This is a genomic window from Streptomyces sp. NPDC046859, from assembly GCF_040645135.1.
Lineage (GTDB): Bacteria > Actinomycetota > Actinomycetes > Streptomycetales > Streptomycetaceae > Streptomyces.
In genome coordinates this window covers 59,987-84,843 of the sequence record NZ_JBEYXR010000001.1, presented here as the reverse complement: position 1 = coordinate 84,843, position 24,857 = coordinate 59,987, and the positions used below count along the sequence as shown (strand labels likewise).

Here is a 24,857-nt window from a genome sequence, read left to right as displayed (position 1 = left end):
GGTCAGGGCGTGCAGACCTTGGTGAGTTCGCCGGCGGCGTCGGTGACGGGGCTGATGTCGGGGGTCGTGTCGCCGTCCTCGATGGCGTCGCGGACGTTGGTGACGGCCTTCTGGAGGTTGTCGACGGCCTTGCTCACGTCGGCGTCGTCGGTCTGGTCGCCGATCTCGCCGAGGTTCTTGTCGATGGAGGTCAGCGATTCCTCGAGCTGGGTCGGGTCGTCACTGGCGTTCTCCACGGCCTGCTGGAGTTCGGTGACGCTGTCGGCGATGGCGTCGGCGGTCTTGACGCAGTCCATCGCCTTGCTGACGGCGTCGCAGCCGGTGGTGAGTCCGGCGGTGAGGGCCAGTGCCGCGACGGCTGCGGCGGCTGTGGCGATGCGGCTCCGGCGGCGTCGGCTGGTGGCCATGGTGGTCGTTCCCCTCCCTGCGCGGGCCTGGCGGGCCCCCGTGCACTGCGGGCGTACGGCGGTGTGCCGTACGCCCGTATTCCTAGTGACGCCGGGGAGGGCGGTGCGGTTGCCCGGGGCCGCTCGGTGTCTTGGTTTGTTCTTTACTGTTCGAGGGGGGTGCCGAGGGCCTTGCGCTGGAGGTCGGCGAGTTCGCCGCAGCCGGCGACGGCGAGGTCGAGCAGGGTGTTGAGTTCGTCGCGGGCGAAGGGTTCGGCCTCGGCGGTGCCCTGGACCTCGACGAAGCGGCCGTCGCCGGTGCAGACGACGTTCATGTCGGTGTCGGCCTTGACGTCCTCCTCGTAGCGCAGGTCGAGGAGGGGGACGCCGGCGACGATGCCGACGGAGACGGCGCTGACGGTTCCGGTGAGCGGCTTGCGGCCGGGCTTGATGAGTTTGCGGCCCTGGGCCCAGGCGACGGCGTCGGCGAGGGCGACGTAGGCGCCGGTGATGGCGGCGGTGCGGGTGCCGCCGTCGGCCTGGAGGACGTCGCAGTCGAGGACGACGGTGTTCTCGCCGAGGGCCTTGTAGTCGATGACGGCGCGCAGGGAGCGTCCGATGAGGCGGCTGATCTCGTGGGTGCGGCCGCCGATCTTGCCGCGGACGGATTCGCGGTCGCCGCGGGTGTTGGTGGCGCGGGGCAGCATGGCGTACTCCGCGGTGACCCAGCCTTCGCCGCTGCCCTTGCGCCAGCGCGGGACGCCTTCGGTGAAGGTGGCGGTGCACAGCACCTTGGTGTCGCCGAAGGAGACGAGGACGGAGCCTTCTGCGTGCTTGCTCCAGGCGCGTTCGATGGTGACCGGGCGGAGCTGGTCGGGGGTGCGGCCGTCGATGCGGGGCTGTGAGGACATGGCGTGAGCCTAGCGGGACCGGAGGAAGGGCCCGTCCCGCGTGGGGAGGGGCCCTTCAGGGGGTGAAGCCGGGGATGATGCCCGCTCTTCACATCATGTCTTCGATCTCCGCGGCGATCGGGTCGGCGTCGGTGCCGATGACGACCTGGATGGCGGTGCCCATCTTGACGACGCCGTGGGCGCCGGCGGCCTTGAGGGCGGTCTCGTCGACCAGTGAGGCGTCGGTGACCTCGGTGCGGAGGCGGGTGATGCAGCCCTCGATCTCCTCGATGTTGTCGATGCCGCCGAGCCCGGCGACGATCTTCTCAGCCTTGCTGGCCATGTTGCCTCTCCCTGATCCGAACCGCTTTGTCGCAGTAACCCACAGTTGGCCCATCTTCGCGAGCGGTCGTGCCGTCTGTGTCGAAGGATGGCCTTCACGACAGCGGAACCGTCCGCGACTGGTCTACACCACCAGGGGGACGGCCGACAAACCGCCTAGCGACGACAGGGGTTCGGATGACTGCCGACGGCATGGTCACCCCCGGTCGGGCTCGTTGGAACGCGCTGTTCCAGGGGTTGCAGAAGATGGGGCGCAGTCTTCAGCTCCCCATCGCCGTGCTGCCGGCCGCGGGCATCCTCAACCGGCTGGGGCAGCGGGATGTGTTCGGGGACGAGGGTCTGGGCTGGACCGATGTCTCGCGGGTGATGGTGGGTGCGGGCAGTGCGCTGCTCGACGGCGCGCTGGGGCTGCCGCTGCTGTTCTGTGTGGGCGTGGCGATCGGCATGGCGCGGAAGTCGGACGGTTCGACGGCGCTGGCGGCGGTGGCGGGGTTCCTCGTGTACTACACGGTGCTGCGGCAGTTCCCGGAGGACTGTCCGGAGGGCTCGAAGGCGGTCCCGATGGTGGGCTGCCGGCTGCGGGACGGCTCGGTGACGGTCTTCGAGTACCAGAATCCGGGGGTGTTCGGCGGGATCGTCATGGGGTTGCTGACGGCCTTCTTCTGGGCGCGTTACCACCGGACGAAGCTGGTGGACTGGCTCGGTTTCTTCAACGGCCGGCGGCTGGTGCCGATCATCATGGCGTTCGTGGCGATCGTGTTCGCGGCGCTGTGTCTGTGGGTGTGGCCGCCGATCGGTGACGCGCTGGAGAGCTTCAGCGACTGGATGAGCGGTCTGGGCGGGTGGGGCGCGGGTGTCTTCGGTGTCGCGAACCGGGCGCTGCTGGTGGTGGGGCTGCACCAGTTCCTGAACGTGCCCATCTGGTTCCAGTTCGGCACGTTCACCACGCCGGACGGCCGGGTGGTGCACGGTGACATCAACATGTTCCTGGCGGGTGACCCGGACGCCGGTCAGTTCACCTCGGGGTTCTTCCCGATCATGATGTTCGCGCTGCCGGCGGCGGCACTGGCGATCACGCACTGTGCGAGGCCGCGGCGCCGCAAGGAGGTCGGCGGTCTGATGCTGTCGGTGGCGCTGACGTCGTTCGTCACGGGGATCACGGAGCCGATCGAGTACTCGTTCCTGTTCGTGGCGCCGCTGCTGTACGCGGTGCACGCGGTGCTGACGGGTGTGTCGATGGCGGTGACCTGGGCCCTGGGGGTGCACGACGGGTTCAGTTTCTCGGCGGGGCTGATCGACTACGTCATCAACTGGAATCTGGCGACGAGACCGTGGGCGATCATTCCGATCGGTCTGTGCTTCGCCGTCCTTTATTACGCGATCTTCCGTTTCGCGATCACCAGATTCGACCTGAAGACGCCGGGCCGGGAGCCGGAGGAGGAGGTGGAGGACGTCACCAAGGGCTGACGGGGGCGGACGGCGGTCCGGGGGGCTCCGCAAAGGTCCGAATAAGGCGGGATAACGGTCCGGGCAACGCTCGGGAATCGTGGGTTCCTTATCGCACCTTCATCGTGTACAACAGGTCTACACCACTGAGTGGTGTAGACCACCACCCGATGGAGGAAGTCTATGAGCACCGCCACCTCGCCAACGGCGGCCCCCACGAAGAAGTGGGGATCAGGCCTGATCCAGGGCCTTCAGAAGGTCGGCCGCAGCCTGCAGCTCCCGATCGCCGTGCTGCCGGCGGCCGGTCTGCTGCTCCGCTTCGGCCAGCCCGACGTGTTCGGCAAGGACGGACTCGGCTGGGACAAGGTCGCCGCCGTGTTCGCCACCGCGGGCGGTGCGATCTTCGACAACCTTCCCATGCTGTTCTGCATCGGCGTCGCGATCGGCTTCGCCAAGAAGGCGGACGGCTCGACCGCCCTGGCCGCCCTCGTCGGCTTCCTCGTCTACAGCAACGTCCTCAAGGCGTTCCCGGTCACCGAGGCGAAGGTCCAGGACGGCGCGGACATAGCCGCGACCTACAACAACCCCGGTGTCCTCGGCGGCATCATCATGGGTCTGCTGGCCGCCGTGCTGTGGCAGCGCTACCACCGCAAGAAGCTGGTGGACTGGCTGGGCTTCTTCAACGGCCGCCGGCTCGTCCCGATCATCATGGCCTTCGTCGGCACCGCGATGGGTGTCTTCTTCGGCCTGGTCTGGGAGCCGATCGGTGAGGTCATCTCCGACTTCGGCGAGTGGATGACCGGCCTCGGCGCCTTCGGCGCGGGTCTGTTCGGCCTGATCAACCGTGCGCTGATCCCGGTGGGCATGCACCAGTTCGTGAACACCGTCTCCTGGTTCCAGCTCGGCGAGTTCAAGGACGCCGCCGGTGAGATCGTCCACGGTGACCTCAACCGCTTCTTCGCCGGTGACCCGACCGCCGGTCAGTTCATGTCCGGCTTCTTCCCGATCATGATGTTCGGTCTGCCGGCCGCCGCCATCGCCATCGCCCACAGTGCCCGTCCCGAGCGCCGCAAGGCCGTGATGGGCATGATGGTCTCGCTCGCGCTGACCTCCTTCGTGACCGGTGTGACCGAGCCGATCGAGTTCGCGTTCATGTTCATCGCCCCGGTGCTGTACGTGATCCACGCGGTGCTCACCGCACTGTCCATGGCGATCACCTGGGCGCTCGGCGTGCACGCCGGCTTCACCTTCTCGGCGGGCTTCATCGACTACGCGCTCAACTGGAACCTGGCGACCAAGCCCTGGCTGATCATCCCGATCGGTCTGGTCTTCGCCGCGATCTACTACGCCGTCTTCCGCTTCGCCATCACGAAGTGGAACCTCCCCACCCCGGGCCGCGAGCCCGAGGAGGAGGTCGAGGACCTCACCAAGGCGTGAGCCCCACGGCATGGCGAAGGCCCCGGAACCGGGATGGTTCCGGGGCCTTCGCCGTGCCACCGGCGGAACAGCTCGGGGCCTCAGATCTCGTACGTCCGGCCGGGCGCCGCCAGCGTCACCGGGCCGTCGTAGACCTCGCGCGCGTCGGCCAGGTTGACCTCGGGGTCGGTCCACGGCGGGATGTGCGTGAGGACCAGGCTCCGGGCGCCCGCGCGGGCCGCCGACTGCCCCGCCTCGCGACCGTTGAGGTGCAGGTCGGGGATGTTCTCCTTGCCGTGCGTGAAGGCGGCCTCGCACAGGAACAGGTCGGCGTCGCGGGCGAGTTCGTCCAGTGCGCCGCTGATGCCCGTGTCGCCGGAGTAGGTCAGCACCCGGCCGCCCTGCTCGATCCGGATGCCGTACGCCTCCACCGGGTGGGCCACGCGTTCCGTGTGCACCGTGAACGGGCCGATCTCGAAGGTGGACGGCTTGACCGTGTGGAAGTCGAAGACCTCGCTCATGGACGAGGCGGTGGGGGTGTCGGCGTAGGCGGTGGTCAGCCGCTGCTCGGTGCCCTCGGGGCCGTAGACCGGGATGGGGGCGCAGCGGCCGCCGTCGTGCCGGTAGTAGCGCGCCACGAAGTACGCGCACATGTCGATGCAGTGGTCGGCGTGCAGGTGGCTGAGGAAGATCGCGTCGAGGTCGTAGAGACCGCAGTGGCGCTGCAGCTCGCCCAGGGCGCCGTTGCCCATGTCGAGGAGCAGCCGGAAGCCGTCGGCCTCGACGAGGTAGCTCGAGCAGGCCGATTCCGCGGACGGGAACGACCCCGAGCAGCCGACGACGGTGAGCTTCATGAAACAGAAACCTCCGCTGGCGGGAAATCCGAAGATCGGGGATGGGGGGCGTCGGGGGTCGTGCGGTTTGTCGAGCGTAAGGCGCAAAACCTCCGGTCGCTCCTCCGCCAAGGTCTGTTGTGGGCGAACTCACCTGACAGGCGCTGCCATCCGGGTTAGCAGGCGCTCAGCCGTTCGACCAAGATCCAAGGTCACCTTGGGGCTGCCGCGCCGCCCCCGGCGGGAAGTCCTCGACCGCCTCGCGGGTGCCCTCGTCCCGTCGGCGATCTTGATGCTGTGCCGCGCGCACGCTCACCCTCCGGCGGGCGTGCCGGCTGCCACCGTCCGCCTACCCGGACGGACGCCTTCTTCCCGAATGGCAGGCACGACTCATGTCGACGACACGGAGCAGTTGTTGGCGGCCGGCCGCGGTTGCCCCGAGCCGGCCCAAGGCGTGACAGGTCCATCGCGAGACACCCGGAATACCGCACTCGACGCCTGGAACTCCCGGGGAAGTCGCCTAACGGATACGGACAACTCCCGTATTTCACCGACGGGGAAGTGTCCGATGCCGATGCCCTCGGCTTCAGGGTGGGCGATGCGGAGATGACGCTCGCCGTGGAGGAGCCCTTGCGTGCAAGTGCACGCTTCGCATGCGGACTTCCGGGCGGCGACGAACTCAAGGTGTTGCTCGCAGCCGCGTCCGAAGTGAGCACGTCCCTGGGCTGCACGAACCGTCCTCGCCTCTCCCCCTCCGGCGTCCCGACCCGCCGGTAGGCACGCGGGTCGGGGTGGGCGCCGGTACCTTCGTCCCTATGGACACGTCATGGTGGCCGGCGCTCGGCGCGGTCGTGCTGCTCGCGCTGGTGGCCGCGCTGGTCGACGGCTGGGGGCGGGGGCGCAGGCCGCGTCGACGGCTGACCGGGCCGCCGGGACGGCCCCGGGGGCGCGCAGGGGGGCGTGCGCCGGCCCGGCTGCCGGAGCCGGCGGAGATCTGGTGGGCGAACGTCCCCTACGAGGACCGGCCGGGGGCCAAGGACCGGCCGTGTCTCGTGCTGGCGGTGCGCGGCCAGCGCGTCACGGTCGCGAAGATCACCAGCAAGAACCGCGCCGAGCGCAGCGGTGTCATCGCGCTGCCGCCGGGGTCGGTCGGGGACGCCGGGGGCCGGGCCAGCTATCTGGAGACGGGTGAGCTGCGGGTCGTTCCGCTGCGGGACTTCCGGCGGCGGGTCGGGGTGATGGACCCGGCCGTGTGGGACCAGGTCCGTCACCTGTCGTCGTAGCCGCCGGAGGCGGTCAGGCCCAGAGCTGGCCGTGCAGCGTCTCGATGGCCTCTTCGGTCGTGGCGGCCGTGTAGACGCCGGTGGAGAGGTACTTCCAGCCGCCGTCGGCGACGACGAACACGATGTCGGCGCTCTCCCCCGCCTTCAGCGCCTTGTTCCCGACGCCGATCGCGGCGTGCAGGGCGGCGCCGGTGGAGACGCCCGCGAAGATGCCCTCCTGCTGGAGGAGCTCCCGGGTGCGGGTGACCGCGTCGGCGGAGCCGACCGAGAAGCGGGTGGTCAGCACGGACGCGTCGTACAGCTCGGGCACGAAGCCCTCGTCGAGGTTGCGCAGCCCGTAGACGACGTCGTCGTAGCGCGGCTCGGCGGCGACGATCTTCACGTCGGGCTTGTGCTCGCGCAGGTAGCGGCCGACGCCCATCAGGGTGCCGGTGGTGCCGAGACCCGCCACGAAGTGGGTGACCGAGGGGAGGTCGGCGAGGATCTCCGGGCCGGTCGTCGCGTAGTGCGCGCCCGCGTTGTCCGGGTTGCCGTACTGGTAGAGCATCACCCAGTCCGGGTGCTCGGCGGAGAGCTCCTTGGCGACCCGTACGGCGGTGTTGGAACCGCCCGCGGCGGGGCTGGAGATGATCTCCGCGCCCCACATGCCGAGGAGGTCCCGGCGCTCCTGCGAGGTGTTCTCGGGCATCACGCAGACCATGCGGTAGCCCTTGAGCTTGGCCGCCATGGCGAGGGAGATGCCGGTGTTGCCGCTGGTGGGCTCCAGGATGGTGCAGCCCGGGGTGAGACGGCCGTCCTTCTCCGCCTGCTCGATCATGTGCAGGGCGGGCCGGTCCTTGACGGAGCCGGTGGGGTTGCGGTCCTCCAGCTTGGCCCAGACGCGGACGTCGTCGGACGGCGACAGCCGCGGCAGGCGCACCAGGGGGGTGTTGCCGACCGCGGCGAGGGGGGAGTCGTACCGCATCCCGATCAGGCCATACCGCCGGCCACGGCCGGCAGGATCGTGACGTTGTCGCCGTCGCTGAGCTTGGTGTTGATGCCGTCGAGGAAGCGGACGTCCTCGTCGTTCAGGTAGACGTTGACGAAGCGGCGCAGCTGGCCGCCGTCCACGATGCGCGCCTGGATGCCCGTGTGGCGGGTCTCGAGGTCGGCGAACAGCTCGGCGAGGGTCTCACCGCTGCCCTCCACCGCCTTCTGACCGTCGGTGTAGGTGCGGAGGATGGTGGGGATGCGGACCTCGATGGCCATGGGTCGGGGCTCCTGTCGGGAGTAGTCGGTCGGGGGCGCGCGGCAGCGCTGGAACAGGCGTGGTGCGTGAGTGCGGCGCCGGGGCTCACGGCCGGACGGCGGCAGGGTGTCGCGTCAACAGATGGCGCTGGCGAGCCTGCACAGGTCGACGTGCAGTCGCGCCACGAGCAGCATGCCCGGCGTCTTCCCGCTCACGTCGTGGAGAACCATGGGGTCATCGTATCGATTCCCGGTCCGGGTCCTGGAATGTGATCCCACATCCCGGACGGTGACGGGTCGCTTGGTGAGACCGGGCCGGTGCGGGCCGTGCGGGCGGGCCGTCAGTAGGACTCGACGATCCTGACCTCCTCCTCCGTGACCTCGCCCTCGAGGATGCGGAAGGAGCGGAACTGGAACTCGCCGAGGCCGTCGGTGTCGGCCGTGGAGACCAGGACGTAGTGGGCGCCGGGCTCGTTGGCGTAGGCGATGTCGGTGCGCGAGGGGTACGCCTCGGTGGCGGTGTGCGAGTGGTAGACGATCACCGGCTCCTCGTCGCGGTCGTCCATGTCGCGGTAGAGCTTGAGCAGGTCACCGGAGTCGAACTCGTAGAACGTGGGGGACATCGCCGCGTTCAGCATCGGGAGGAAGCGTTCGGGGCGGTCCGAGCCGGCCGGGCCCGCGACGACTCCGCACGCCTCGTCCGGGTGGTCCTTGCGCGCGTGGGCGACGATCTGGTCGACGAGGGCCTGGGTGATGGTCAGCATGCGGCCAGGATAAGCAGAGGGGCCGCCCCGTACCGAGGGTTGGTACGGGGCGGCCCACATGCCGGACGTGCGGTCACGTCCCGGGAGGCGCGGACGCCCTGAGCGGCGGGCGCGGGGGGCACCACGAGCGCTCCCCGCGACCTGACGTCCGCGCGCGGTTCAGCCGACCTTCTCCAGCTCCGGCTCCTCGCCGCCGCGCGTGGCGATGCCCGGGTTGCGGCTCTTGAGGACCGTCCAGCCGACGCCGAGGGCGACGGCCCAGCCGGCGGCGACGTACAGGCAGACGCGCGCGTCCTTGTCGTACGCGATCATGCAGGTCACGCCGATGAGGAAGAGCAGCGCGACCCAGCTGAACAGGGCGCCGCCGGGGGCGGGGAAGGACGAGGCGCGCAGCCGGCCGGCGTCGACGGCGGCGCGGTAGCGGATGTGGCTGACGAGGATCATCATCCAGGTCCAGATGCCGGCCGCGGTGGCGACGGAGGTGACGTAGAGGAACGCCTTCTCCGGGACGACGTAGTTGAGGATCACGCCGATGCCCATGAGCGCCACGGAGACGGTGATGCCGACGGCCGGTGTCTTGCGCTTGTTGAGCTTGCCGAACGCCTGCGGGGCCTCGTTGTTGGCGGCCAGGTCGCGCAGCATGCGGCCGGTGGAGTACATGCCGGAGTTGCAGGACGACAGGGCCGCGGTGAGGACCACGAAGTTGACGATGCCCGCGGCGAGCGGGATGCCGATCTTGCCGAAGGCGTGCACGAAGGGGCTCTCGCCGGCGGTGAACTCGGTCCACTTGACGACGGAGAGGATCACCAGGAGCGCGCCGACGTAGAAGACGATGATGCGCCAGGGCAGCGTGTTGATCGCCTTGGGCAGGGTCTTCTCGGGGTTCTCGGACTCGCCCGCCGTGACGCCGACCAGCTCGACGGCGAGGTAGGCGAACATGACGCCCTGGAGCGTCATCAGGCTGGAGCCGATGCCGTTGGGGAAGAACCCGCCGTGCGACCAGAGGTTGGAGGCGGCGGCGGTGTCACCGGCGTCCGAGAAGCCCAGGGTGAGCACGCCGAGGCCGATGACGATCATGCCGATGATGGCCGTGACCTTGACCATCGAGAACCAGAACTCGACCTCGCCGAAGATCTTGACGGAGATCAGGTTGACGCCGAAGAGCACCACGAGGAACACCAGGGCGCTGACCCACTGCGGGATCTCCGGGAACCAGAAGTGGACGTAGATCGCGGCGGCCGTCAGCTCGGCCATGCCGGTGACCACCCACATGAGCCAGTACGTCCAGCCCGTGACGAAGCCGAAGAACGGGCCGAGGAACTCGCGGGCGTACTCGGCGAAGGAGCCGGACACGGGCCGGTACAGGAGCAGCTCGCCCAGGGCCCGCATGATGAAGAAGATGACGACGCCCGCGAGGGCGTACATGAGGATGATGCTCGGTCCGGCCTTTGCGATGTTCGCACCGGCACCCATGAACAGGCCGACACCGATGGCGCCGCCGATCGCGATCATCTGGACCTGACGGCTGCCGAGGCCGCGCTCGTACCCCTCTTCGGGGGCACCCGTGGCCGTCGCGTCAGTGACCTTCGAAGAGGTCATGTGTTGTGCGCCTTTCTCCATGCCGACCCGGGCCTTTCGTCGGCCGCGGATCGGGTCTCGATCCCCCCGGATTGCTGGAGCTGTGCCCGGCCGGCGATCCGCCGGCCCTGTGGCGCACCCGGCCGAACATTCGGGTGGTGCTCGGCGGGCGGTCGTGAAGATTTATCACGACCGCAACGATGATCGGTGAGGGCACGTGTGGCGCATCCCACAGGAAGAACCGGACAAAATCACCGCCGCCCCGCATAGCGGGTGGCGGCGGTGACAGGATCGTTATCCGGATTTGAGCGTCCGCTGAGCGAACACAGAACCCTTACATATCGGCACGGAACGGTCGCACGGCCGGTGGGATCAGGGCATGAGGGTGGCGACCAGGGTCTCCTGGAGGCCGCCGAGCCACAGATAGGCCATCACCATCGGCTTGCGGGAGTCCTCGTCGGGGAGGCCGTACAGCAGGTCGGTGTCGTCGTCATCGGTGATCTCCAGCCGGGAACCGATGGCCAGGCGCAGGTCGTTGAGGGCGCCGAGCCACTGCTGGGACTCCTCGGTGGACAGCTTGAGCACCGCGCCGCCCTCGCCGGCGCTCTCGGCGCTGAGCGCGTCCAGGGTGCGCACCACCGCGAGCGCGTTCTCCCGCTTGCCGGCGCGCAGGTCGTTCTCCGTGTACCGGCGGAACTCGGCGGAGTACGCCCGCTGCTCCTCGGCCTCCTGGGCCTGCGGGGTGCCCTCGGGGTCGCTGTAGGCGTCGGGGAACAGGCGCTTGAGCACGGGGTCGGAGGGCGGCTCGCTGGGACCCTCGGCGAACAGCTCGGCGAGCGGGTCGTCGGAGGCGTCCCCGGCCGGGCCGGGTCCGATGAGTTCCAGCAGCTGGACGGCCAGCGACCGGATGATGGAGATCTCGACTTCGTCGAGAGCGACGGCGGCGCCGCCGCCGGGGACGGGTTCGAAGGTTCCTGGCATGGAGACGATTCGCTACTTCCGGTCCTGCTGGAGGGTGGCCCACAGGCCGTAGCCGTGCATGGCCTGCACGTCGCGTTCCATCTCCTCGCGGGATCCGCTGGAGACGACCGCCCGGCCCTTGTGGTGGACGTCGAGCATGAGCTTGGTGGCCTTGTCCTTGCTGTACCCGAAATACGTCTGGAAGACGTACGTCACGTAGCTCATGAGGTTGACCGGGTCGTTGTGGACGATCGTGACCCAGGGGACGTCGGGCTCGGGGACGGCGAACACTTCCTCCGCCGACTCGGTGCGTTCGATCTCTAGGGGAGCGGGTGACGTCACAGTGCCCATGCTGCCACCGCAGGGGGGTGGTCGCACAAATCCCCGGCCCTACCCGCCCCTAAATCGTCAGACTGACGAAATGGGGGTACGATGCGTGGCCATGAACACAGCGGACCTTGGGCTGCCGGTGGATGTCCCCTCGACGGCGCTCTTCACGGACCAGTACGAGCTGACGATGCTGCAGGCCGCGCTGCGCGCGGGCACCGCCGGGCGGCGCAGCGTGTTCGAGGTCTTCACCCGGCGGCTGCCGCACGGCCGGCGCTACGGCGTGGTGGCCGGCACCGGACGCGTCCTGGACGCGGTGGAGAACTTCCGCTTCGACGCGGACGTCCTCGGCTTCCTGCGCGAGCGGGCCGTCGTCGACGAGCCGACGCTGCGCTGGCTGGCGGACTACCGCTTCTCCGGGGACATCTGGGGCTATCGGGAGGGCGAGGTCTACTTCCCCGGCTCGCCGATCCTGCGGGTGGAGGGCAGCTTCGCCGAGTGCGTGCTGCTGGAGACGGTGATCCTCTCCATCCTCAACCACGACTCGGCGATCGCCGCGGCCGCCTCCCGGATGTCCGCCGCCGCCGGGGACCGCCCGCTGATCGAGATGGGCGCCCGCCGCACCCACGAGCTGGCCGCGGTGGCCGCCGCGCGCGCCGCCTACATCGGCGGCTTCACCTCCACCTCCGACCTGGCCGCGGGCTTCCGGTACGGCATCCCGACGGTCGGTACCAGCGCCCACGCCTTCACGCTGCTGCACGACCACGAGCGGGACGCCTTCCAGGCCCAGGTGGACTCCATGGGCCGCGGCACCACGCTGCTGGTGGACACCTACGACGTCGCCGAGGCGGTCCGTACGGCCGTGGAGGTCGCCGGACCCGAGCTGGGCGCCGTCCGCATCGACTCGGGCGACCTGCTGCTGGTCGCGCACCGGGTCCGCCAGCAGCTCGACGAGCTGGGCGCGACCGGCACGAGGATCCTCGTCACCTCCGACCTGGACGAGTACGCCATCGCCTCGCTGGCGGCGGCGCCCGTGGACGCGTACGGCGTCGGCACCCAGCTGGTGACCGGGTCCGGGCACCCGACCGCCTCCATGGTCTACAAGCTCGTCGCCCGCTCGGAGTCCGCCGACCCCGGGGCGCCCCTGGTACCGGTGGCGAAGCGGTCGACCGGCGGGAAGACCTCCGTCGGCGGCCGCAAGTGGGCGGCACGCCGGCTCGACGCCGAGGGGGTCGCGGAGGCCGAGGTGGTCGGCACTGGGCCGGTGCCCGCCGAGCTCGCCGACCGGCAGCTGCTCGCCCAGCTCGTCAAGGGCGGGGACGTCGTGGCGCGCGAGCCGCTGGACGTCGTCCGGGACCGGCACGCGGCGGCCCGCGCCAACCTGCCGCTGTCCGCTATCCAGCTCTCCCGGGGGGAACCCGTCATTCCGACGGAGTACGTCCACGGGCGCCCGGGTAGCCAGACGGGGGCGTGAACCGGGCGCGCCCGCAGTGCCCGCCCCATGCCCTCTCCCGCACCGCACGCGAAGTCTCTAGGCTCGGAGGTTCACGGCCGGGCCGCACCGATCCGCCGTCCCGACCTCAGCGTCCATAACCGAAGGACACCGACCATGCGCCGCGCCTTGATCGTCGTAGACGTGCAGAACGACTTCTGCGAGGGAGGCAGCCTCGCGGTGGCCGGCGGCGCCGACGTGGCCGCCGCCGTCACGGAGCTCATCGGCCAGGCGGCCGGGTCCGGCTACCAGCACGTCGTGGCCACACGCGACCACCACATCGCGCCGGGCGGCCACTTCTCGGCCCACCCCGACTTCGTCCACTCGTGGCCGGCGCACTGTGTGGCGGGCACCGAGGGCGTGGGCTTCCACCCGAACTTCGCGCCCGCGGTCGCCTCCGGCGCGATCGACGCCGTCTTCGACAAGGGGGCGTACGCGGCGGCGTACAGCGGGTTCGAGGGCGCCGACGAGAACGGCGTGCGGCTCGCGGACTGGCTGCGGGCCCGGGAGGTCACCGAGGTGGACGTGGTGGGCATCGCCACCGACCACTGTGTGCGGGCCACCGCGCTGGACGCGGCACGCGAGGGGTTCCGTACGCAGGTGCTGCTGGACCTGACCGCCGGAGTGGCCGCGGAGACCACCGAGCGGGCGCTGGAGGAGCTGCGCGGGGCCGGTGTGGAGCTGACCGGCAAGCCCGTGGTGGCGTAGCCCCCAGGGGGTGTCCTGTCGATCAGGCTGGATCACCGGGTGCCCGGCGTGATCGGGCGTGACGCCGCCTAGGCGGGGGCGGCGGGCCGGCGCAGGAGGGCCCGGATCGGGTGCCAGAGCTCCTGGGGCGGTCCGGGGACGAGTTCCGGCACGGTGGGGACGACGTCCGGGCAGGGGGCCGTGCGCCATATCAGCCCGTCGGGGTGGTGCAGGACCGCCGTGATCTCGTCCGGGGTCGGCGGGGCGGCGTTGCCGCGCAGGTAGACGGCGCGCATGCCCAGGTTGCGGAGCCTGGTCAGGGCTCGGGCGCGGTTGCGGGCGTGCACCAGGACACGGACGCTGCCCGTGCCGTCGGTGGTGGGTCTGGGCAGGTTCAGCGCCACCACGACGCTGCCGGTCGGCAGCTTGCAGAAACCTCCTGCGGCCATACGGTCACACCCCCGTGCGATGCGGTGTCAATAGCGGAAGCACAGGGTGCACCTAAACACGACCGGCGGCAACCCCGCCAGGGGGCTGCCGCCGATCATGGTCTGACCTGCAGTTCTACTCTTTACTTCGCCGCGGGGCCCACTTCGAGCTCGATCGTGGAGCCGTCCCTGGCCTCCTTGACGATCTTGATCTTGGTGTTGGTGTCAGTGATCTTGACACCCGCGGAGGGGTTCGACGCGTCGTAGTAGGTGTTGGTGCGGTCGTTGAAGACCCCCACACCCGGACGCGACGGGATCGTCGCGGCGACGTCCGCGTTGTGCAGCGTCACGCCGTCCGTGCGGAACGTGCTGAAGGGGGAGTCGTAGGACTGGATGCGGTTGCGCATCAGCGTGCCGTTCGTCCACTTCAGCTGGGTCGGGTGCGAGTCGATCGGCAGGATCAGACCGGTGCCCGGGTGCTGGCTGGTGTTGTTGTCCAGCTGGGAGGTGTCCCACTTCCAGATGAGCAGGCCGTTCTGGTAGGCGTAGTGCTCCACCCAGTCCGGACGGGTCGTCGAGAAGCCGAAGTTGTACGGGCCCGTCTTCAGCGTCTTGTCGTACGACACGTACTGGCGGTTCTCGGCGATGTAGTACTGGGCGTAGTCGTCCGTGATGGACGCGCCGATGCGCGAGAAGCCCTTCTTCGCCCAGGCCTCGTCGGCGCTCTCGGCGTCGTCCGAGAACACCGCCGAACCGTCGGCGGTCACCGTGATCCGGTCGGCCGCGAAGCCCTTCTGGGCCACACCGCCGTCCGTCTGGTAGCGGAAGCGCAGGTCGACCTTCTTGCCCGCGTAGGCGTCGAGCGGGAAGACCAGCTTCTTCCAGGCGCCGGAGGTGCCGTCGAGCGCCGGCTTGCCGCTGGCGTCCTTGCCGATGGCCGCGCCGTCGGCGGTGCCGTCGACGGCCGTCCAGTTGGCGCCGCCGTCGGTGGACACCTCGGTGTAGAGGTAGTCGTAGCCGGCCTCGATGTCCCACCAGCCGTCGAGCGTCAGCGAGGCCGCCGACTTGCCCGTCAGGTCGACCGTACGGGTCAGCGTGTTGGCGAGGTTGTCGCCGCTGCCGCTCCACCACTGGTTCTCGCCCTGGGCGGGCTGGACGATCTCGGTGGTGACCTTCTTCTTGGGCAGCTCGACCACGAGGGCCTGCTTGTGCTTGGTGTTGTACTCGGCGACACCCAGCTTGTGCCACGAGTTCGTGGCGGCCTTGGCCGTGTCGTACTTCAGCCAGCCCAGCTGCAGCTTGTCCCAGGCGGTCATGTCGCCGGGCAGGTCACCGATCTCCGTCTTGCCGGTGCCCAGCCAGGACCCGGAGGACATCAGCGTCCAGAACCCGGTGGAGTTCTCGCCGCCCTGGGTGTCGTAGTGGTCCGGCAGACCGAGGTCGTGGCCGTACTCGTGGGCGTAGACGCCGAGGCCGCCGTTCTCCGGCTGGACCGTGTAGTCGCCGACCCAGATGCCGGTGGAGCCGATCTGCGCGCCGCCCAGCTTGTTCTGCGCGGGGCCGGTGGCGCCGGCGTCCGTGCCGAACGCGTACCAGCGGTGCGCCCAGATGGCGTCCGTGCCCTGGACGCCGCCGCCCGCGGACTCGTCCTCGCCGGCGTGGACGATCTGGAAGTGGTCGATGTAGCCGTCCGGCTCGTTGAAGTCGCCGTCGCCGTCGAAGTCGTAGCGGTCCCACTCGTCGAACTGGGCGACGTCGGCCTTGATCTCGGCGTCGGTGCGGCCGGCCGCCTTCTGCTGCGCGACCCAGGCGTTCAGGCCGTCGCTGACGACGTTCCAGACGCTGGAGCAGTTCGTGTCGCCGCAGGCGTTGTTGCCGTAACGGGCCTCGTTGTAGGGCACCTTGACCCAGTCGGAGACCTCGCCGTCGACCGAGTAGCGGCCCGAGGACTGCTTCTCGTAGTACTTCTTGACCGACTCGGTGTTCTCGCCGGTGCCGAAGTACAGGTCCTGGAAGTGCTCGCGGTTGTAGTCCGCCTTCCAGGCCGTCGAGTTGTCCTTCTTCGGGTCCGGCTTGGCTATCTGGTTGTGCAGCGGGCCCGGCGTGCCGCCGAACTGGCTGATCTGGTCACCGAACTCGACCAGGATCGTGAAGATCTTGTCGGTCTTCTCACGGCCCAGCTCGACGTACTTGCTGTCGCCCTTCTTGCTCTTGAGCTCGACGACCTTCGAGCCGTCGCGGCTCTTCACCTCGGTCTTGCCCGAGATGACCTGGTTGAGCGCTTCCTGCCGCTGCGCCGCCACGGTCTTGCTCAGGGGGCCTTCGAGGTCGTGGTCGGCGTGCCGGCGGTCCGCCGGGTCACGACGGTCCACCGAGGCCGGTGCGCCTTCGTCGGCCTGAGCCACCGCGAAGGTCGAGAACGTCGCCGCGGCCGTCGCGAGCGCGACAGCCGTCGCCGCCGTCCGGAACGTCCAGGGTCTACTGGTCACTTGAGATCCTCCCCCGCGTTCGGGCGCGCGGAAGGAGGGTCCTGGTCAACGTAGGATCCGCGCGCGTTATCAACGCGTGTAGTCAAGTGACGTCATTTGACTAGAGGTTAAGCAGAAAAAACAGACCTTGACTTGGACAGGTCAACTGCATTATGCGGAGTCGCTGTCCACTTACCGAACGGCGGCCGGAGGGCGGGCGCGTGCCGCCGCCCACAGGGTGGACGCCATGAATCCGTGCGCCCCCCGTGCACCGGCACTGTTGGTCAGGTCACGCTTACCGAACGTTCCGCTCGGGCATGGACGCCGTTAGAGTCGGATGGCGGAACGCCCGGACGTCGGCGCAAAGCCAGGCCGAAACCCCCGTGCACCCCCGATTCCGAGGACACGATGACCATGCCTCGTCCGACTGCCGCACAGCTCGCCTACGGCTCGTGCACCGTGGTCTTCTCGACGCTCGCCATGCTGCTGCTGTCCCAGACCAGTTCGGGCGCCGGGATCGCGGTCATCGCCTTCGCCGCGATGCTGCTCGGACTCCTGGTCGCCATGACGGTGCCCGTGCCGCGCGGGTCCCGTGTGGTGACGGTGGGCCGGGCCGCCGGGGCGGAGCGGGAGAAGACCGAGGAGCCCGCCCTCACCAAGTCCTGACCCGCGCTCACGCGTCCGTGCTGACGACCACGGTCTTCGCCGCCTTGTCGTGCAGGCCCTGCTTGTAGGGCCGGTCGAAGAAGCTCCAGCCGCCGGCGATCGCGGTCCAGATGCAGGCGCAGCAGAAGGCGAACGGGATCCACAGCACCAGGGAGCGGATCAGCGTGGTCTGCACCGAGGGCGTGGCCCCGTTGTCGAGGTTGGCGACCCGCAGGTGCAGCAGCTTCTTGCCGAGCGTCTGACCGGTCCGGGAGATCATGACCGTGTCGTAGCCGACGAAGAGCACCGCGGCGACCAGCGACTGGGCGAAGGACTTGCCGTACTGCACCTTGTCGGTGTTCACGTCGTACTCGGTGATCCCGAACCCCCAGGTGATCAGCCAGACGACGACCGCCACCAGGATCAGGTCGATGAGCCGGGCCAGCGTGCGCTTGCCGCTGTCCGCGAGCGGCGGCATCCCGGCCAGCGGGTCGGCGGGTCCGCCGCCGCCCCCGTACGGGTCACCCCCGTAGGGACCGCCGCCGTAGGGGCCACCGCCGCCGGGCGGAGGCGGGGGCGGCTGCCCGCCGTAGGGGCCGCCCTCACCACCGGGCGGAGGCGGGGGCTGCCCGCCCTGGGGCGGCTGGTCGCCGTACGGCCCGTCCGGGCCCCCGCCGGGCGGGGGCTGCTTCCGGAACGGGTCGTCGTCCGGGGGCTGCCGGCCGGGGCCGGGAGGCGGTTCGCTGCTCATGGCCCGAGTCGACCGCGAACCGCACGGCCGCGCATCCGGCGCGCGGCCGTCCGGAGTACGCAGTCATTCTTGCCGGACGGTGGATCCCGTCATCCGGCGACGAACGTACGCGCCGCCTTGTCGTGCAGGCACTGGTGCCAGGGCCGGTCGAACAGGCACCACAGCACCCCGACCACTCCGACGACGAGCACGCCCGGCACGCTGTACACGAGCCAGCGGCGCACCGCCGCGCCGTACTCCGGCGGCTCGTGGGCCTCGATGTCGCGCACCTCCAGGCCGAACAGCCGCTTGCCCAGCGTGCGGCCCCACTTGGCGGTGGGCAGGGCCTCGTAGAGCCCGCCGACCACCAACAGCACGGCCAGGACGATGCCGAGGTAGACCGACGTGGTGCCGTCCAGCAGCCACACGGTGACGGTCCGTCCGGAGAGCCTGGCCGCCTCGATCTTGTCGTTGACATGGTCGAGCGCCTTGGTGCCGAGCGGCACGGCCACCACCGCCGTGACGGCGGCGAGCACCACGGTGTCCACGAGCCGGGCCGCCAGCCGCTTGCCGAGGCCGGCGGGCCGGGCGGCGGCCTGCCGCAGGGCGGCCGCCGCGAACGGGTCCTCCCGCACCGGCTTCCACGGGGCGACCGGCCGGCCGTCGGCGCCCGGCTCCGCGAGCCGGTGGACCTGCTGCGCCCAGGAGGACTGACCGCCGCCGGGGCCCGGCGCGATCGGAGCACCGGACGCGGCGGGGGCCGCGGGCGCGGGCTGCGGTCCGCCCGACTGCTGGGGGATGCCCGGCCCGGCCTGCTGGGGGCCGGAAGGGGGCGCGGGGGCGGGGGGCTGGGCGGCGGGCGGGGCCGCGGCCGCCCCCTGGGCCGGCGAGGGAGCCGCGGCGGCCTTTCCGGCGTTGAAGCCGGGGCCCTGCGGGGCGCCGGCCGCGGTGCCCCGCACGGCCGGCGGCGGGTCCTGCGCGCCGCCGCGCGGGTTCACCGCGCGGATGGCCATGGTGCCGGGGTCGGGCGCGGCGGCGGACCGCGCTCCCCCGCCGTCCGTCACCGGCCGGCGCGTCAGGAAGGTGTCGGGCGCGGCGCCGCCGCCGGACTCCGCCTCCGGCTCGGCGGGCGCCGGGACGCGCGGGTCGGCGCCCTCCCGCTGGCCGCCCCAGGAGACCCGGCGGTCCTGGTCGCCGCCGAACCCGGTCTGCCGGGAGCGGTCGGCGCCCCAGGCGGAGGCGGGTTCGGGGCGGCTGCCGTGCTGGGCCTCGCCGGCGGCGGGCGGGGCGACCGGGTCCTCGTCGAAGAAGTGCGGGCCGGTCTCCTCGACCGGGGCGGGCGCGCCGGCCGGCCGGGCGCCCGGCGGCGGGGCGAGCGGCTCGCCGTCGGTCGGGGCGGGACGGCTGGTGCCCGGCACCCAGGAGGCGCCGTTCCAGTACCGGACGTATCCAGGAATGGACGGGTCCGGGTAATACCCTTCGCGGGGCCGGTCGTCACCGGGGGCCGGGGTTGGGGCGCTCATGTCCGTCGTCCGGTATCTGCTCGTGGGTCACTACGGGGGCTCCACATCTATCAGACGGACGCACCCGCCACCGCCGGTCCCACGGGACCCGCTCCTTTCCGGGCAACCTCGTGCACGTACGTCACAGGTACGAAAGCCGGGTGGGAGACCGGGCCGGGAAAAGGTACGCCCGAGTCGCGTAATGCCGCGCGGGGCCATCCCTCTCCACTCGTACGGGCCCATCGGGGGAACCCGTACGTGTCACGAGAGAGGACCCCTGCCATGTCTCACACCGTCGTCGAGCGCGAACTGGAGCTGCGGCTCATCCTGTCGCCCGAGCGCAGCGTCCCGGTCCCGGCCCGGCTGGGCTACCGCAGCGACGACCCGTACGCCGTCCACGTCGCCTTCCACATCACTTCGACGCGCCCCGTGCACTGGACCTTCTCCCGCGAACTGCTGGTCGAGGGGGTGTTCCGGCAGTGCGGGCACGGGGACGTGCGGGTGTGGCCGACGAAGTCGGAGGGCCGCAGCGTGGTGCTGATGGCGCTGAGCTCGCCCGACGGGGACGCCCTGCTGGAGGCGCCCGCCGCGCAGGTGTCGGCGTGGCTGGAGCGGACGCTGCGGGCGGTTCCCCCGGGCAGCGAGGCCGAGCAGCTCGGGATCGACGACGCGCTCGACGAGCTGCTCGCGCGGTGACGGGCGCCCGGAGGGCGGGTCAGAACAGCTTGCCGGGGTTGAGGAGGTCCAGCGGGTCGAAGACCCGCTTGATCCCGCGCTGCATCTCGATCCCGACGGGGCCGATCTCGCGCGCCATCCACTCCTTCTTCAGCACGCCCACGCCGTGTTCGCCGGTGATCGTGCCGCCGAGTTCCAGGCCGAGCGCCATGATCTCGTCGAACGACGCACGGGCGCGCCGGGACTCGTCGGGGTCGGCGGCGTCGAAGCAGACGGTGGGGTGGGTGTTGCCGTCGCCCGCGTGCGCGACGACGCCGATGGTGAGCCGGTGCTTCTCCGCGATCCGCTCCACGCCCTCGATCAGGTCGCCGAGCCGGGAGCGCGGCACGCACACGTCGTCGATCATGGTGACGCCCCGGACGGCCTCCAGCGCGGTCAGGGACAGCCGGCGGGCCTGGAGGAGGAGTTCGGACTCGGCGGCGTCGTCCGCCGGGACCACCTGGGTGGCGCCGGCCGCCTCGCACAGCGCGCCGACGGCGGCGAGGTCGGCGGCCGGGTCGGGGGTGTCGAACGCGGCCAGCAGCAGGGCCTCGGTGGTCTCCGGCAGCCCCATCTTCGCCATGGAGTTGACCGCCGCGACCGTCGTACGGTCCATCAGTTCCAGCAGCGACGGCACATGTCCGCCGGCCATGATCCGGCACACCGCGTCGCAGGCCGCGGCCGCGGAGGCGAACTCGGCGGCCAGGACGAGCTGCTGGGGCGGCTTGGGGCGCAGCGCGAGCACCGCCCGCACGACGATGCCGAGCGAGCCCTCGGAGCCGACGAAGAGCCGCGTCAGGTCGTAGCCCGCCACGCCCTTGGCGGTGCGCCGGCCGGTGCTCATCAGGCGTCCGTCGGCGAGGACGACGTCGAGGCCGAGGACGTACTCGGCCGTCACCCCGTACTTCACACAGCACAGCCCGCCCGAGGCGGTGCCGATGTTGCCGCCGATGGTGCACATCTCCCAGCTGGAGGGGTCCGGCGGGTAGTACAGGCCGTGCTCGCCCACCGCGCGGGAGAGCGCCGCGTTGACGACGCCGGGCTCCACGACGGCGATCCGGTCGACCGGGTTGATCTCGAGGATGCGGTCCATCTTCGTCAGGGACAGCACGATGCAGCCGTCGGAGGCGTTGGCGCCGCCCGACAGGCCCGTGCGGGCGCCCTGCGGGACGACGGGGACGCGCAGCGCGGTGGCGGTGCGCATCACGTGCTGGACCTCTTCGACGGTGCGCGGGAGGACGACGACGGCGGGGGCGCCGGCCGGGCAGAAGCTGGCCATGTCGTGCGCGTAGGAGGTGGTGACGTCGGTGTCGGTGAGGACGGCCTCGGCGGGCAGACCGGCGAGCAGCCGCTCGGTGAGGTCACCCAGGGCCTGGTCGGGTGCTGCTTCGGTACGGCTCATGATCACAGCGTGACACCCGGGGCCATCGGTGTGAACCCCACGCGCGGCAGCTGGGCCCGGGCGGGTGTGGTCGTCGTGTCCGCGCCCCGCTTCGCGCACAGTGACGCCATGGAGAACGAGGCCGTGGACCAGGAACAGGACGCGACCGGCCGGCGGCGCCTGCGGCGCCGGGTCCTCGTCGCGTCGGTGGCGGGGTGCGCCGTGCTCGGCGGGGCACTGGCGCTGCTGCCGTCCGGGCCGGGGCCGGCGCGGCCGCCCGCACCGGCCCCGGGGGCGCGGGCGCTGACCGCGGTGACCTCGGGGGTGCCGGCGGCGCTGCCCGATCTGGCGGTGCTGATCGACCGGCGCGAGCGGCAGGTGCGCACGCATCCCCGGGACGCCGTGTCGTGGGCCGTGCTGGGGGGCGCGTACGTCGAGCAGGGCCGGCGGACCGCGCAACCGGCGTACTACCCGAAGGCGGAGAAGGCGCTGCGCGCCTCGCTGGAGGCCCGCTCCCGCAATGCCGACGCGCTGAGCGGCATGGCGGCGCTGGCGAACGCCCGGCGGGACTTCGGGGCGGCGCTGACCTGGGCGGAGGCCGCGGTGAAGGCGGACCCGAAGCAGTGGACGGCGTATCCGCAGCTGATCGACGCGCACACCGGGCTCGGGCACTACAAGGCGGCGGGGCGGGCCCTGGACCGGTTGCTGAAGCTGCGCTCGGGCCCGGCGGTGCAGGCGCGGGCGGCGGCCGTGTACCGGGACCGGGGGCGGCTCGAGGACGCGGCGGCGGCGCTGTCCGACGCGGCGGCCGGGGCGACGGCCCCGGCCGAGCGGGCGGCCTATCTGGAGCGGGCGGGGCAGCTGGCCTTCGAACGCGGGGACGTGGACGAGGCCCTGCGGCACTTCCGGCAGGCGGTGCGGCTCGACAAGGACCAGTGGGCGGCGCTGGCCGGGCAGGGCCGGGCGCTGGCCGCGCTGGGCCGCACCACGGAGGCGCTGACCGCCTACCGGGCGGCCCTCGCACGGCAGCCGTCGCCGGAGTACGCGCTGGAGCTGGGCGAGCTGTACGAGTCGATGGGGCTGGGGCAGGCGGCGCGCGTGCAGTACGACCTGCTGCGCGAGCGGGCGGCGCGGGCCGCGGCGGCCGGGGTGGACGAGGAGCTGGTGCTGGGCCGTTTCGAGGCGGACCACGGGGACGCGGAGTCGGCGGTACGGCGGCTGCGCGCGGAGTGGCGGCGCCAGCCGGGGATCGCGGTCGCGGACGCGCTGGGCTGGGCGCTGCACCGGGCCGGGGAGGACGAGGAGGCCCTGGCGTTCGCCCGGCGGGCCACGGACCGGGCCGAGGGAGGCGGGGTGCGCAGCGCGCTGTACAGCTATCACCTGGGGATGATCGAGCGGGAGCTGGGCCGGGAGGGCCCGGCGCGGCGGCATCTCCAGGAGGCGCTGCGGATCAGTCCGCGTTTCTCGCCGACGCTGGTGCCGAGGGCGGAGGAGGCGCTGCGGGAGCTCGGCGAGCCGTCGATGGAGGACGTCCCGGACTTCGAGGACTGGTCCGCCGGGGAGTGAGCCTGCCCGGCGGACCGGGCCGTCAGAGGTTGCCGCGCTTGGCCTGCTCGCGCTCGATCGCTTCGAACAGGGCCTTGAAGTTGCCCTTGCCGAAGCCCATGGAGCCGTGGCGCTCGATCATCTCGAAGAAGACGGTCGGGCGGTCCTGGACCGGCTTGGTGAAGATCTGCAGCAGGTAGCCGTCCTCATCGCGGTCGACGAGGATCTTCAGCTCGCGCAGGGTCTCGACGGGCACGCGGGTCTCGCCCGCCCACTCGCCGAGGGTGTCGTAGTACGAGTCCGGGGTGTCCAGGAACTGCACGCCGGCCGCGCGCATCTGGCGGACGGTGTGGACGATGTCGTTGGTGTTCAGCGCGATGTGCTGGACCCCGGCGCCGCCGTAGAACTCCAGGTACTCGTCGATCTGGGACTTCTTCTTGGCGATGGCGGGCTCGTTGATCGGGAACTTGACCTTGAGCGTGCCGTCGGCCACGACCTTCGACATCAGCGCGCTGTACTCGGTCGCGATGTCGTCGCCCACGAACTCCTTCATGTTCGTGAAGCCCATGACCTTGTTGTAGAACTCGACCCACTCGTTCATCCGGCCGAGCTCGACGTTACCGACGCAGTGGTCGACGGCCTGGAAGGAGCGCTTGGCCGGCGGCTCGACCATCGGGTCGACGGTGACGTAGCCGGGCAGGTACGGGCCGTCGTAGCCGCCGCGCTCGACGAGCGTGTGGCGGGTCTTGCCGTAGGTGGCGATGGCGGCCAGCACGACGGTGCCGTGCTCGTCCTTCAGCTCGTACGGCTCGGCGACGGACGTGGCGCCGTGCTCGATCGCGTAGGCGTACGCGGCGCGGGCGTCCGGCACCTCGATGGCGAGGTCGTACACGCCGTCGCCGTGCGCGGCCACATGGTCCTCGAGGAAGGCGCCCCACTCGGTGGACCGCTTGATCACGGAGGTGAGGACGAAGCGGGCCGAGCCGCTCTCCAGCACGTAGGAGGCGGTCTCGCGGCTGCCGTTCTCCGGTCCGGAGTAGGCGACCAGGCGCATGCCGAAGGCGGTGGAGTAGTAGTGCGCCGCCTGCTTGGCGTTGCCCACGGCGAAGACGACCGCGTCCATTCCCTTGACCGGGAAGGGGTCGGCCTGCCGTGCGGTGTCGGGAGTGTGGTGTGTGGTCTGCGTCATAGGCGCAGCCTCACCCGGCACGGCAAGGTGCGCAATAGTTTCGTTCTTCGCTGGGCAGTCTGCATAGCGCCTGGGCTGTACCGGCGGACTTTCTGTACAGGATGACCACCCCGGAAGGGGGCCGTATGGCGATCGACCGGCTGGACGGGCGGATCATCGCGCTGCTGGCGCGCGAGCCGCGGATCGGGGTGCTGGAGATGTCCCGGCGGCTGGGGGTGGCCCGCGGCACCGCGCAGGCGCGGCTGGACCGTCTTCAGTCGAACGGAGTCATCCGCGGCTTCGGGCCCGAGGTCGATCCTGCGGCCCTCGGCTACCCGGTCACGGCGTTCGCCACGCTGCAGATCCGGCAGGGCCAAGGAGCCGACGTACGGGCGCACTTGGCGTCCGTGCCGGAGGTGCTGGAGCTGCACACCACCACCGGCACCGGGGACATGCTGTGCCGGCTGGTGGCGCGTTCCAACGCCGATCTCCAACGTGTGATCGACCGGGTCGTCGGTTTCGATGGGATCGTCCGGGCCTCCACCGCGATCGTCATGGAGAACCCCGTCCCGCTGCGGGTCATCCCGCTGGTGGAACAGGCGGCGCAGGACCGGGAGAGCAGTTAGCGGCGCGATCAGCTGGGGG

The 24,857-nt window shown here is 70.9% G+C and carries 26 protein-coding genes; 9 read left to right on the top strand and 17 right to left on the bottom strand.

The genetic code is table 11. From position 1 onward, the window contains the following. Positions 1-2 precede the first annotated feature (2 nt). The 3 genes from ABZ899_RS00385 to ABZ899_RS00375 all read right to left on the bottom strand — a co-directional run bounded on the left by ABZ899_RS00385 (position 3) and on the right by ABZ899_RS00375 (position 1,619). Positions 3-407, bottom strand: a complete 405-nt coding sequence (locus tag ABZ899_RS00385; RefSeq protein ID WP_361338605.1) for a hypothetical protein — start codon at positions 405-407, stop codon at positions 3-5. A 143-nt stretch (positions 408-550) separates the two neighbouring features. Next, positions 551-1,297, bottom strand: a complete 747-nt coding sequence (gene rph / locus ABZ899_RS00380) for a ribonuclease PH (RefSeq protein WP_361338602.1) — start codon at positions 1,295-1,297, stop codon at positions 551-553. Between the two features lie 88 nt (positions 1,298-1,385). After that, on the bottom strand, positions 1,386-1,619 hold the full coding sequence (locus ABZ899_RS00375) for a PTS glucose/sucrose transporter subunit IIB (protein ID WP_361338598.1): 234 nt from the start codon (positions 1,617-1,619) through the stop codon (positions 1,386-1,388). A gap of 176 nt (positions 1,620-1,795) precedes the next feature. On the opposite strand from ABZ899_RS00375, the gene ABZ899_RS00370 reads away from it, so the two are divergent. Further along, positions 1,796-3,085 carry a PTS transporter subunit EIIC gene (locus tag ABZ899_RS00370; RefSeq protein ID WP_361338595.1) on the top strand — a complete coding sequence of 430 codons (1,290 nt, stop codon included), beginning with the start codon at positions 1,796-1,798 and terminating at the stop codon, positions 3,083-3,085. A gap of 162 nt (positions 3,086-3,247) precedes the next feature. Then, entirely contained in the window at positions 3,248-4,501 is a 1,254-nt protein-coding gene (locus ABZ899_RS00365; RefSeq protein WP_361338592.1) for a PTS transporter subunit EIIC, read from the top strand. Between the two features lie 80 nt (positions 4,502-4,581). Here the strand turns inward: ABZ899_RS00365 and ABZ899_RS00360 are convergent, their stop codons facing one another. Beyond that, positions 4,582-5,334, bottom strand: a complete 753-nt coding sequence (locus ABZ899_RS00360) for an MBL fold metallo-hydrolase (RefSeq protein WP_361338589.1) — start codon at positions 5,332-5,334, stop codon at positions 4,582-4,584. Between the two features lie 794 nt (positions 5,335-6,128). Here ABZ899_RS00360 and ABZ899_RS00355 point away from each other — a divergent pair. After that, positions 6,129-6,596, top strand: coding sequence for a type II toxin-antitoxin system PemK/MazF family toxin (locus ABZ899_RS00355; protein WP_361338586.1), 468 nt, complete (start codon positions 6,129-6,131; stop codon positions 6,594-6,596). A gap of 13 nt (positions 6,597-6,609) precedes the next feature. Here ABZ899_RS00355 and ABZ899_RS00350 read toward each other — a convergent pair whose 3' ends face one another. From ABZ899_RS00350 to clpS, 7 genes are all read right to left on the bottom strand, one after another. Then, positions 6,610-7,560, bottom strand: a complete 951-nt coding sequence (locus ABZ899_RS00350) for a cysteine synthase (RefSeq protein ID WP_361338583.1) — start codon at positions 7,558-7,560, stop codon at positions 6,610-6,612. A 5-nt stretch (positions 7,561-7,565) separates the two neighbouring features. After that, complete coding sequence (locus ABZ899_RS00345; protein WP_361338581.1) at positions 7,566-7,844, bottom strand: MoaD/ThiS family protein; 279 nt, start codon at positions 7,842-7,844, stop codon at positions 7,566-7,568. A 114-nt stretch (positions 7,845-7,958) separates the two neighbouring features. Continuing rightward, positions 7,959-8,054 (bottom strand): putative leader peptide, encoded by a 96-nt coding sequence (locus tag ABZ899_RS00340; RefSeq protein ID WP_309544746.1) that lies wholly within the window; start codon positions 8,052-8,054, stop codon positions 7,959-7,961. A gap of 110 nt (positions 8,055-8,164) precedes the next feature. After that, the gene (locus ABZ899_RS00335) at positions 8,165-8,587 is read right to left on the bottom strand and encodes a M67 family metallopeptidase (RefSeq protein WP_361338578.1); all 423 of its coding nucleotides are present in this window, start codon (positions 8,585-8,587) and stop codon (positions 8,165-8,167) included. 159 nt (positions 8,588-8,746) lie between these two features. Next, on the bottom strand, positions 8,747-10,186 hold the full coding sequence (locus ABZ899_RS00330; RefSeq protein ID WP_361338575.1) for an amino acid permease: 1,440 nt from the start codon (positions 10,184-10,186) through the stop codon (positions 8,747-8,749). Positions 10,187-10,537: 351 nt separating this feature from the next. Then, positions 10,538-11,146, bottom strand: coding sequence for a DUF2017 domain-containing protein (locus ABZ899_RS00325; protein ID WP_361338573.1), 609 nt, complete (start codon positions 11,144-11,146; stop codon positions 10,538-10,540). Between the two features lie 12 nt (positions 11,147-11,158). After that, positions 11,159-11,476, bottom strand: coding sequence for an ATP-dependent Clp protease adapter ClpS (clpS, locus tag ABZ899_RS00320; RefSeq protein ID WP_055623360.1), 318 nt, complete (start codon positions 11,474-11,476; stop codon positions 11,159-11,161). 91 nt (positions 11,477-11,567) lie between these two features. Between clpS and ABZ899_RS00315 the strand changes: the two genes are divergently transcribed. Then, positions 11,568-12,926, top strand: a complete 1,359-nt coding sequence (locus tag ABZ899_RS00315; protein ID WP_361338570.1) for a nicotinate phosphoribosyltransferase — start codon at positions 11,568-11,570, stop codon at positions 12,924-12,926. Positions 12,927-13,061: 135 nt separating this feature from the next. Further along, complete coding sequence (locus ABZ899_RS00310; RefSeq protein ID WP_361338567.1) at positions 13,062-13,652, top strand: isochorismatase family protein; 591 nt, start codon at positions 13,062-13,064, stop codon at positions 13,650-13,652. A gap of 68 nt (positions 13,653-13,720) precedes the next feature. Here the strand turns inward: ABZ899_RS00310 and ABZ899_RS00305 are convergent, their stop codons facing one another. Then, entirely contained in the window at positions 13,721-14,080 is a 360-nt protein-coding gene (locus tag ABZ899_RS00305; RefSeq protein ID WP_361338564.1) for a hypothetical protein, read from the bottom strand. 122 nt (positions 14,081-14,202) lie between these two features. Beyond that, a complete protein-coding gene (locus ABZ899_RS00300; RefSeq protein ID WP_361338561.1) occupies positions 14,203-16,548 on the bottom strand; it encodes an immune inhibitor A domain-containing protein in 2,346 nt (781 codons plus the stop codon). A gap of 387 nt (positions 16,549-16,935) precedes the next feature. Between ABZ899_RS00300 and ABZ899_RS00295 the strand changes: the two genes are divergently transcribed. After that, a complete protein-coding gene (locus ABZ899_RS00295; protein ID WP_361338558.1) occupies positions 16,936-17,193 on the top strand; it encodes a hypothetical protein in 258 nt (85 codons plus the stop codon). A gap of 7 nt (positions 17,194-17,200) precedes the next feature. Here the strand turns inward: ABZ899_RS00295 and ABZ899_RS00290 are convergent, their stop codons facing one another. Both ABZ899_RS00290 and ABZ899_RS00285 read right to left on the bottom strand, forming a co-directional pair. Continuing rightward, positions 17,201-17,923, bottom strand: a complete 723-nt coding sequence (locus tag ABZ899_RS00290) for an RDD family protein (RefSeq protein WP_361338555.1) — start codon at positions 17,921-17,923, stop codon at positions 17,201-17,203. An 89-nt stretch (positions 17,924-18,012) separates the two neighbouring features. Beyond that, positions 18,013-19,425, bottom strand: coding sequence for an RDD family protein (locus ABZ899_RS00285; protein ID WP_361338552.1), 1,413 nt, complete (start codon positions 19,423-19,425; stop codon positions 18,013-18,015). A 261-nt stretch (positions 19,426-19,686) separates the two neighbouring features. Here ABZ899_RS00285 and ABZ899_RS00280 point away from each other — a divergent pair, with 261 nt between their 5' ends. Beyond that, a complete protein-coding gene (locus tag ABZ899_RS00280; RefSeq protein WP_361338550.1) occupies positions 19,687-20,100 on the top strand; it encodes an SsgA family sporulation/cell division regulator in 414 nt (137 codons plus the stop codon). Positions 20,101-20,119: 19 nt separating this feature from the next. Here the strand turns inward: ABZ899_RS00280 and ABZ899_RS00275 are convergent, their stop codons facing one another. Beyond that, complete coding sequence (locus tag ABZ899_RS00275) at positions 20,120-21,526, bottom strand: FAD-linked oxidase C-terminal domain-containing protein (protein ID WP_361338547.1); 1,407 nt, start codon at positions 21,524-21,526, stop codon at positions 20,120-20,122. Positions 21,527-21,628: 102 nt separating this feature from the next. On the opposite strand from ABZ899_RS00275, the gene ABZ899_RS00270 reads away from it, so the two are divergent. After that, the gene (locus ABZ899_RS00270; protein WP_361339506.1) at positions 21,629-23,065 is read left to right on the top strand and encodes a tetratricopeptide repeat protein; all 1,437 of its coding nucleotides are present in this window, start codon (positions 21,629-21,631) and stop codon (positions 23,063-23,065) included. Between the two features lie 22 nt (positions 23,066-23,087). On the opposite strand, the gene hppD is transcribed toward ABZ899_RS00270, so the two are convergent. After that, the gene (gene hppD, locus ABZ899_RS00265; protein ID WP_361338544.1) at positions 23,088-24,233 is read right to left on the bottom strand and encodes a 4-hydroxyphenylpyruvate dioxygenase; all 1,146 of its coding nucleotides are present in this window, start codon (positions 24,231-24,233) and stop codon (positions 23,088-23,090) included. 125 nt (positions 24,234-24,358) lie between these two features. Here hppD and ABZ899_RS00260 point away from each other — a divergent pair, with 125 nt between their 5' ends. Further along, entirely contained in the window at positions 24,359-24,838 is a 480-nt protein-coding gene (locus ABZ899_RS00260) for an Lrp/AsnC family transcriptional regulator (RefSeq protein ID WP_361338542.1), read from the top strand. The last annotated feature ends 19 nt before the right edge of the window (positions 24,839-24,857 follow it).

Coding starts and splice junctions, on each gene's coding strand:
- hppD (WP_361338544.1), bottom strand. CDS start 24,233: ATGACGCAGACCACACACCACACTCCCGACACCGCACGGCAGGCCGAC.
- ABZ899_RS00305 (WP_361338564.1), bottom strand. CDS start 14,080: ATGGCCGCAGGAGGTTTCTGCAAGCTGCCGACCGGCAGCGTCGTGGTG.
- rph (WP_361338602.1), bottom strand. CDS start 1,297: ATGTCCTCACAGCCCCGCATCGACGGCCGCACCCCCGACCAGCTCCGC.
- ABZ899_RS00350 (WP_361338583.1), bottom strand. CDS start 7,560: ATGCGGTACGACTCCCCCCTCGCCGCGGTCGGCAACACCCCCCTGGTG.
- ABZ899_RS00375 (WP_361338598.1), bottom strand. CDS start 1,619: ATGGCCAGCAAGGCTGAGAAGATCGTCGCCGGGCTCGGCGGCATCGAC.
- ABZ899_RS00260 (WP_361338542.1), top strand. CDS start 24,359: ATGGCGATCGACCGGCTGGACGGGCGGATCATCGCGCTGCTGGCGCGC.
- ABZ899_RS00355 (WP_361338586.1), top strand. CDS start 6,129: ATGGACACGTCATGGTGGCCGGCGCTCGGCGCGGTCGTGCTGCTCGCG.
- ABZ899_RS00360 (WP_361338589.1), bottom strand. CDS start 5,334: ATGAAGCTCACCGTCGTCGGCTGCTCGGGGTCGTTCCCGTCCGCGGAA.
- ABZ899_RS00385 (WP_361338605.1), bottom strand. CDS start 407: ATGGCCACCAGCCGACGCCGCCGGAGCCGCATCGCCACAGCCGCCGCA.
- ABZ899_RS00370 (WP_361338595.1), top strand. CDS start 1,796: ATGACTGCCGACGGCATGGTCACCCCCGGTCGGGCTCGTTGGAACGCG.
- ABZ899_RS00270 (WP_361339506.1), top strand. CDS start 21,629: ATGGAGAACGAGGCCGTGGACCAGGAACAGGACGCGACCGGCCGGCGG.
- ABZ899_RS00290 (WP_361338555.1), bottom strand. CDS start 17,923: ATGAGCAGCGAACCGCCTCCCGGCCCCGGCCGGCAGCCCCCGGACGAC.
- ABZ899_RS00330 (WP_361338575.1), bottom strand. CDS start 10,186: ATGACCTCTTCGAAGGTCACTGACGCGACGGCCACGGGTGCCCCCGAA.
- ABZ899_RS00335 (WP_361338578.1), bottom strand. CDS start 8,587: ATGCTGACCATCACCCAGGCCCTCGTCGACCAGATCGTCGCCCACGCG.
- ABZ899_RS00325 (WP_361338573.1), bottom strand. CDS start 11,146: ATGCCAGGAACCTTCGAACCCGTCCCCGGCGGCGGCGCCGCCGTCGCT.
- ABZ899_RS00365 (WP_361338592.1), top strand. CDS start 3,248: ATGAGCACCGCCACCTCGCCAACGGCGGCCCCCACGAAGAAGTGGGGA.
- ABZ899_RS00280 (WP_361338550.1), top strand. CDS start 19,687: ATGTCTCACACCGTCGTCGAGCGCGAACTGGAGCTGCGGCTCATCCTG.
- ABZ899_RS00340 (WP_309544746.1), bottom strand. CDS start 8,054: ATGGTTCTCCACGACGTGAGCGGGAAGACGCCGGGCATGCTGCTCGTG.
- ABZ899_RS00345 (WP_361338581.1), bottom strand. CDS start 7,844: ATGGCCATCGAGGTCCGCATCCCCACCATCCTCCGCACCTACACCGAC.
- ABZ899_RS00315 (WP_361338570.1), top strand. CDS start 11,568: ATGAACACAGCGGACCTTGGGCTGCCGGTGGATGTCCCCTCGACGGCG.
- ABZ899_RS00310 (WP_361338567.1), top strand. CDS start 13,062: ATGCGCCGCGCCTTGATCGTCGTAGACGTGCAGAACGACTTCTGCGAG.
- ABZ899_RS00295 (WP_361338558.1), top strand. CDS start 16,936: ATGACCATGCCTCGTCCGACTGCCGCACAGCTCGCCTACGGCTCGTGC.
- clpS (WP_055623360.1), bottom strand. CDS start 11,476: ATGGGCACTGTGACGTCACCCGCTCCCCTAGAGATCGAACGCACCGAG.
- ABZ899_RS00285 (WP_361338552.1), bottom strand. CDS start 19,425: ATGAGCGCCCCAACCCCGGCCCCCGGTGACGACCGGCCCCGCGAAGGG.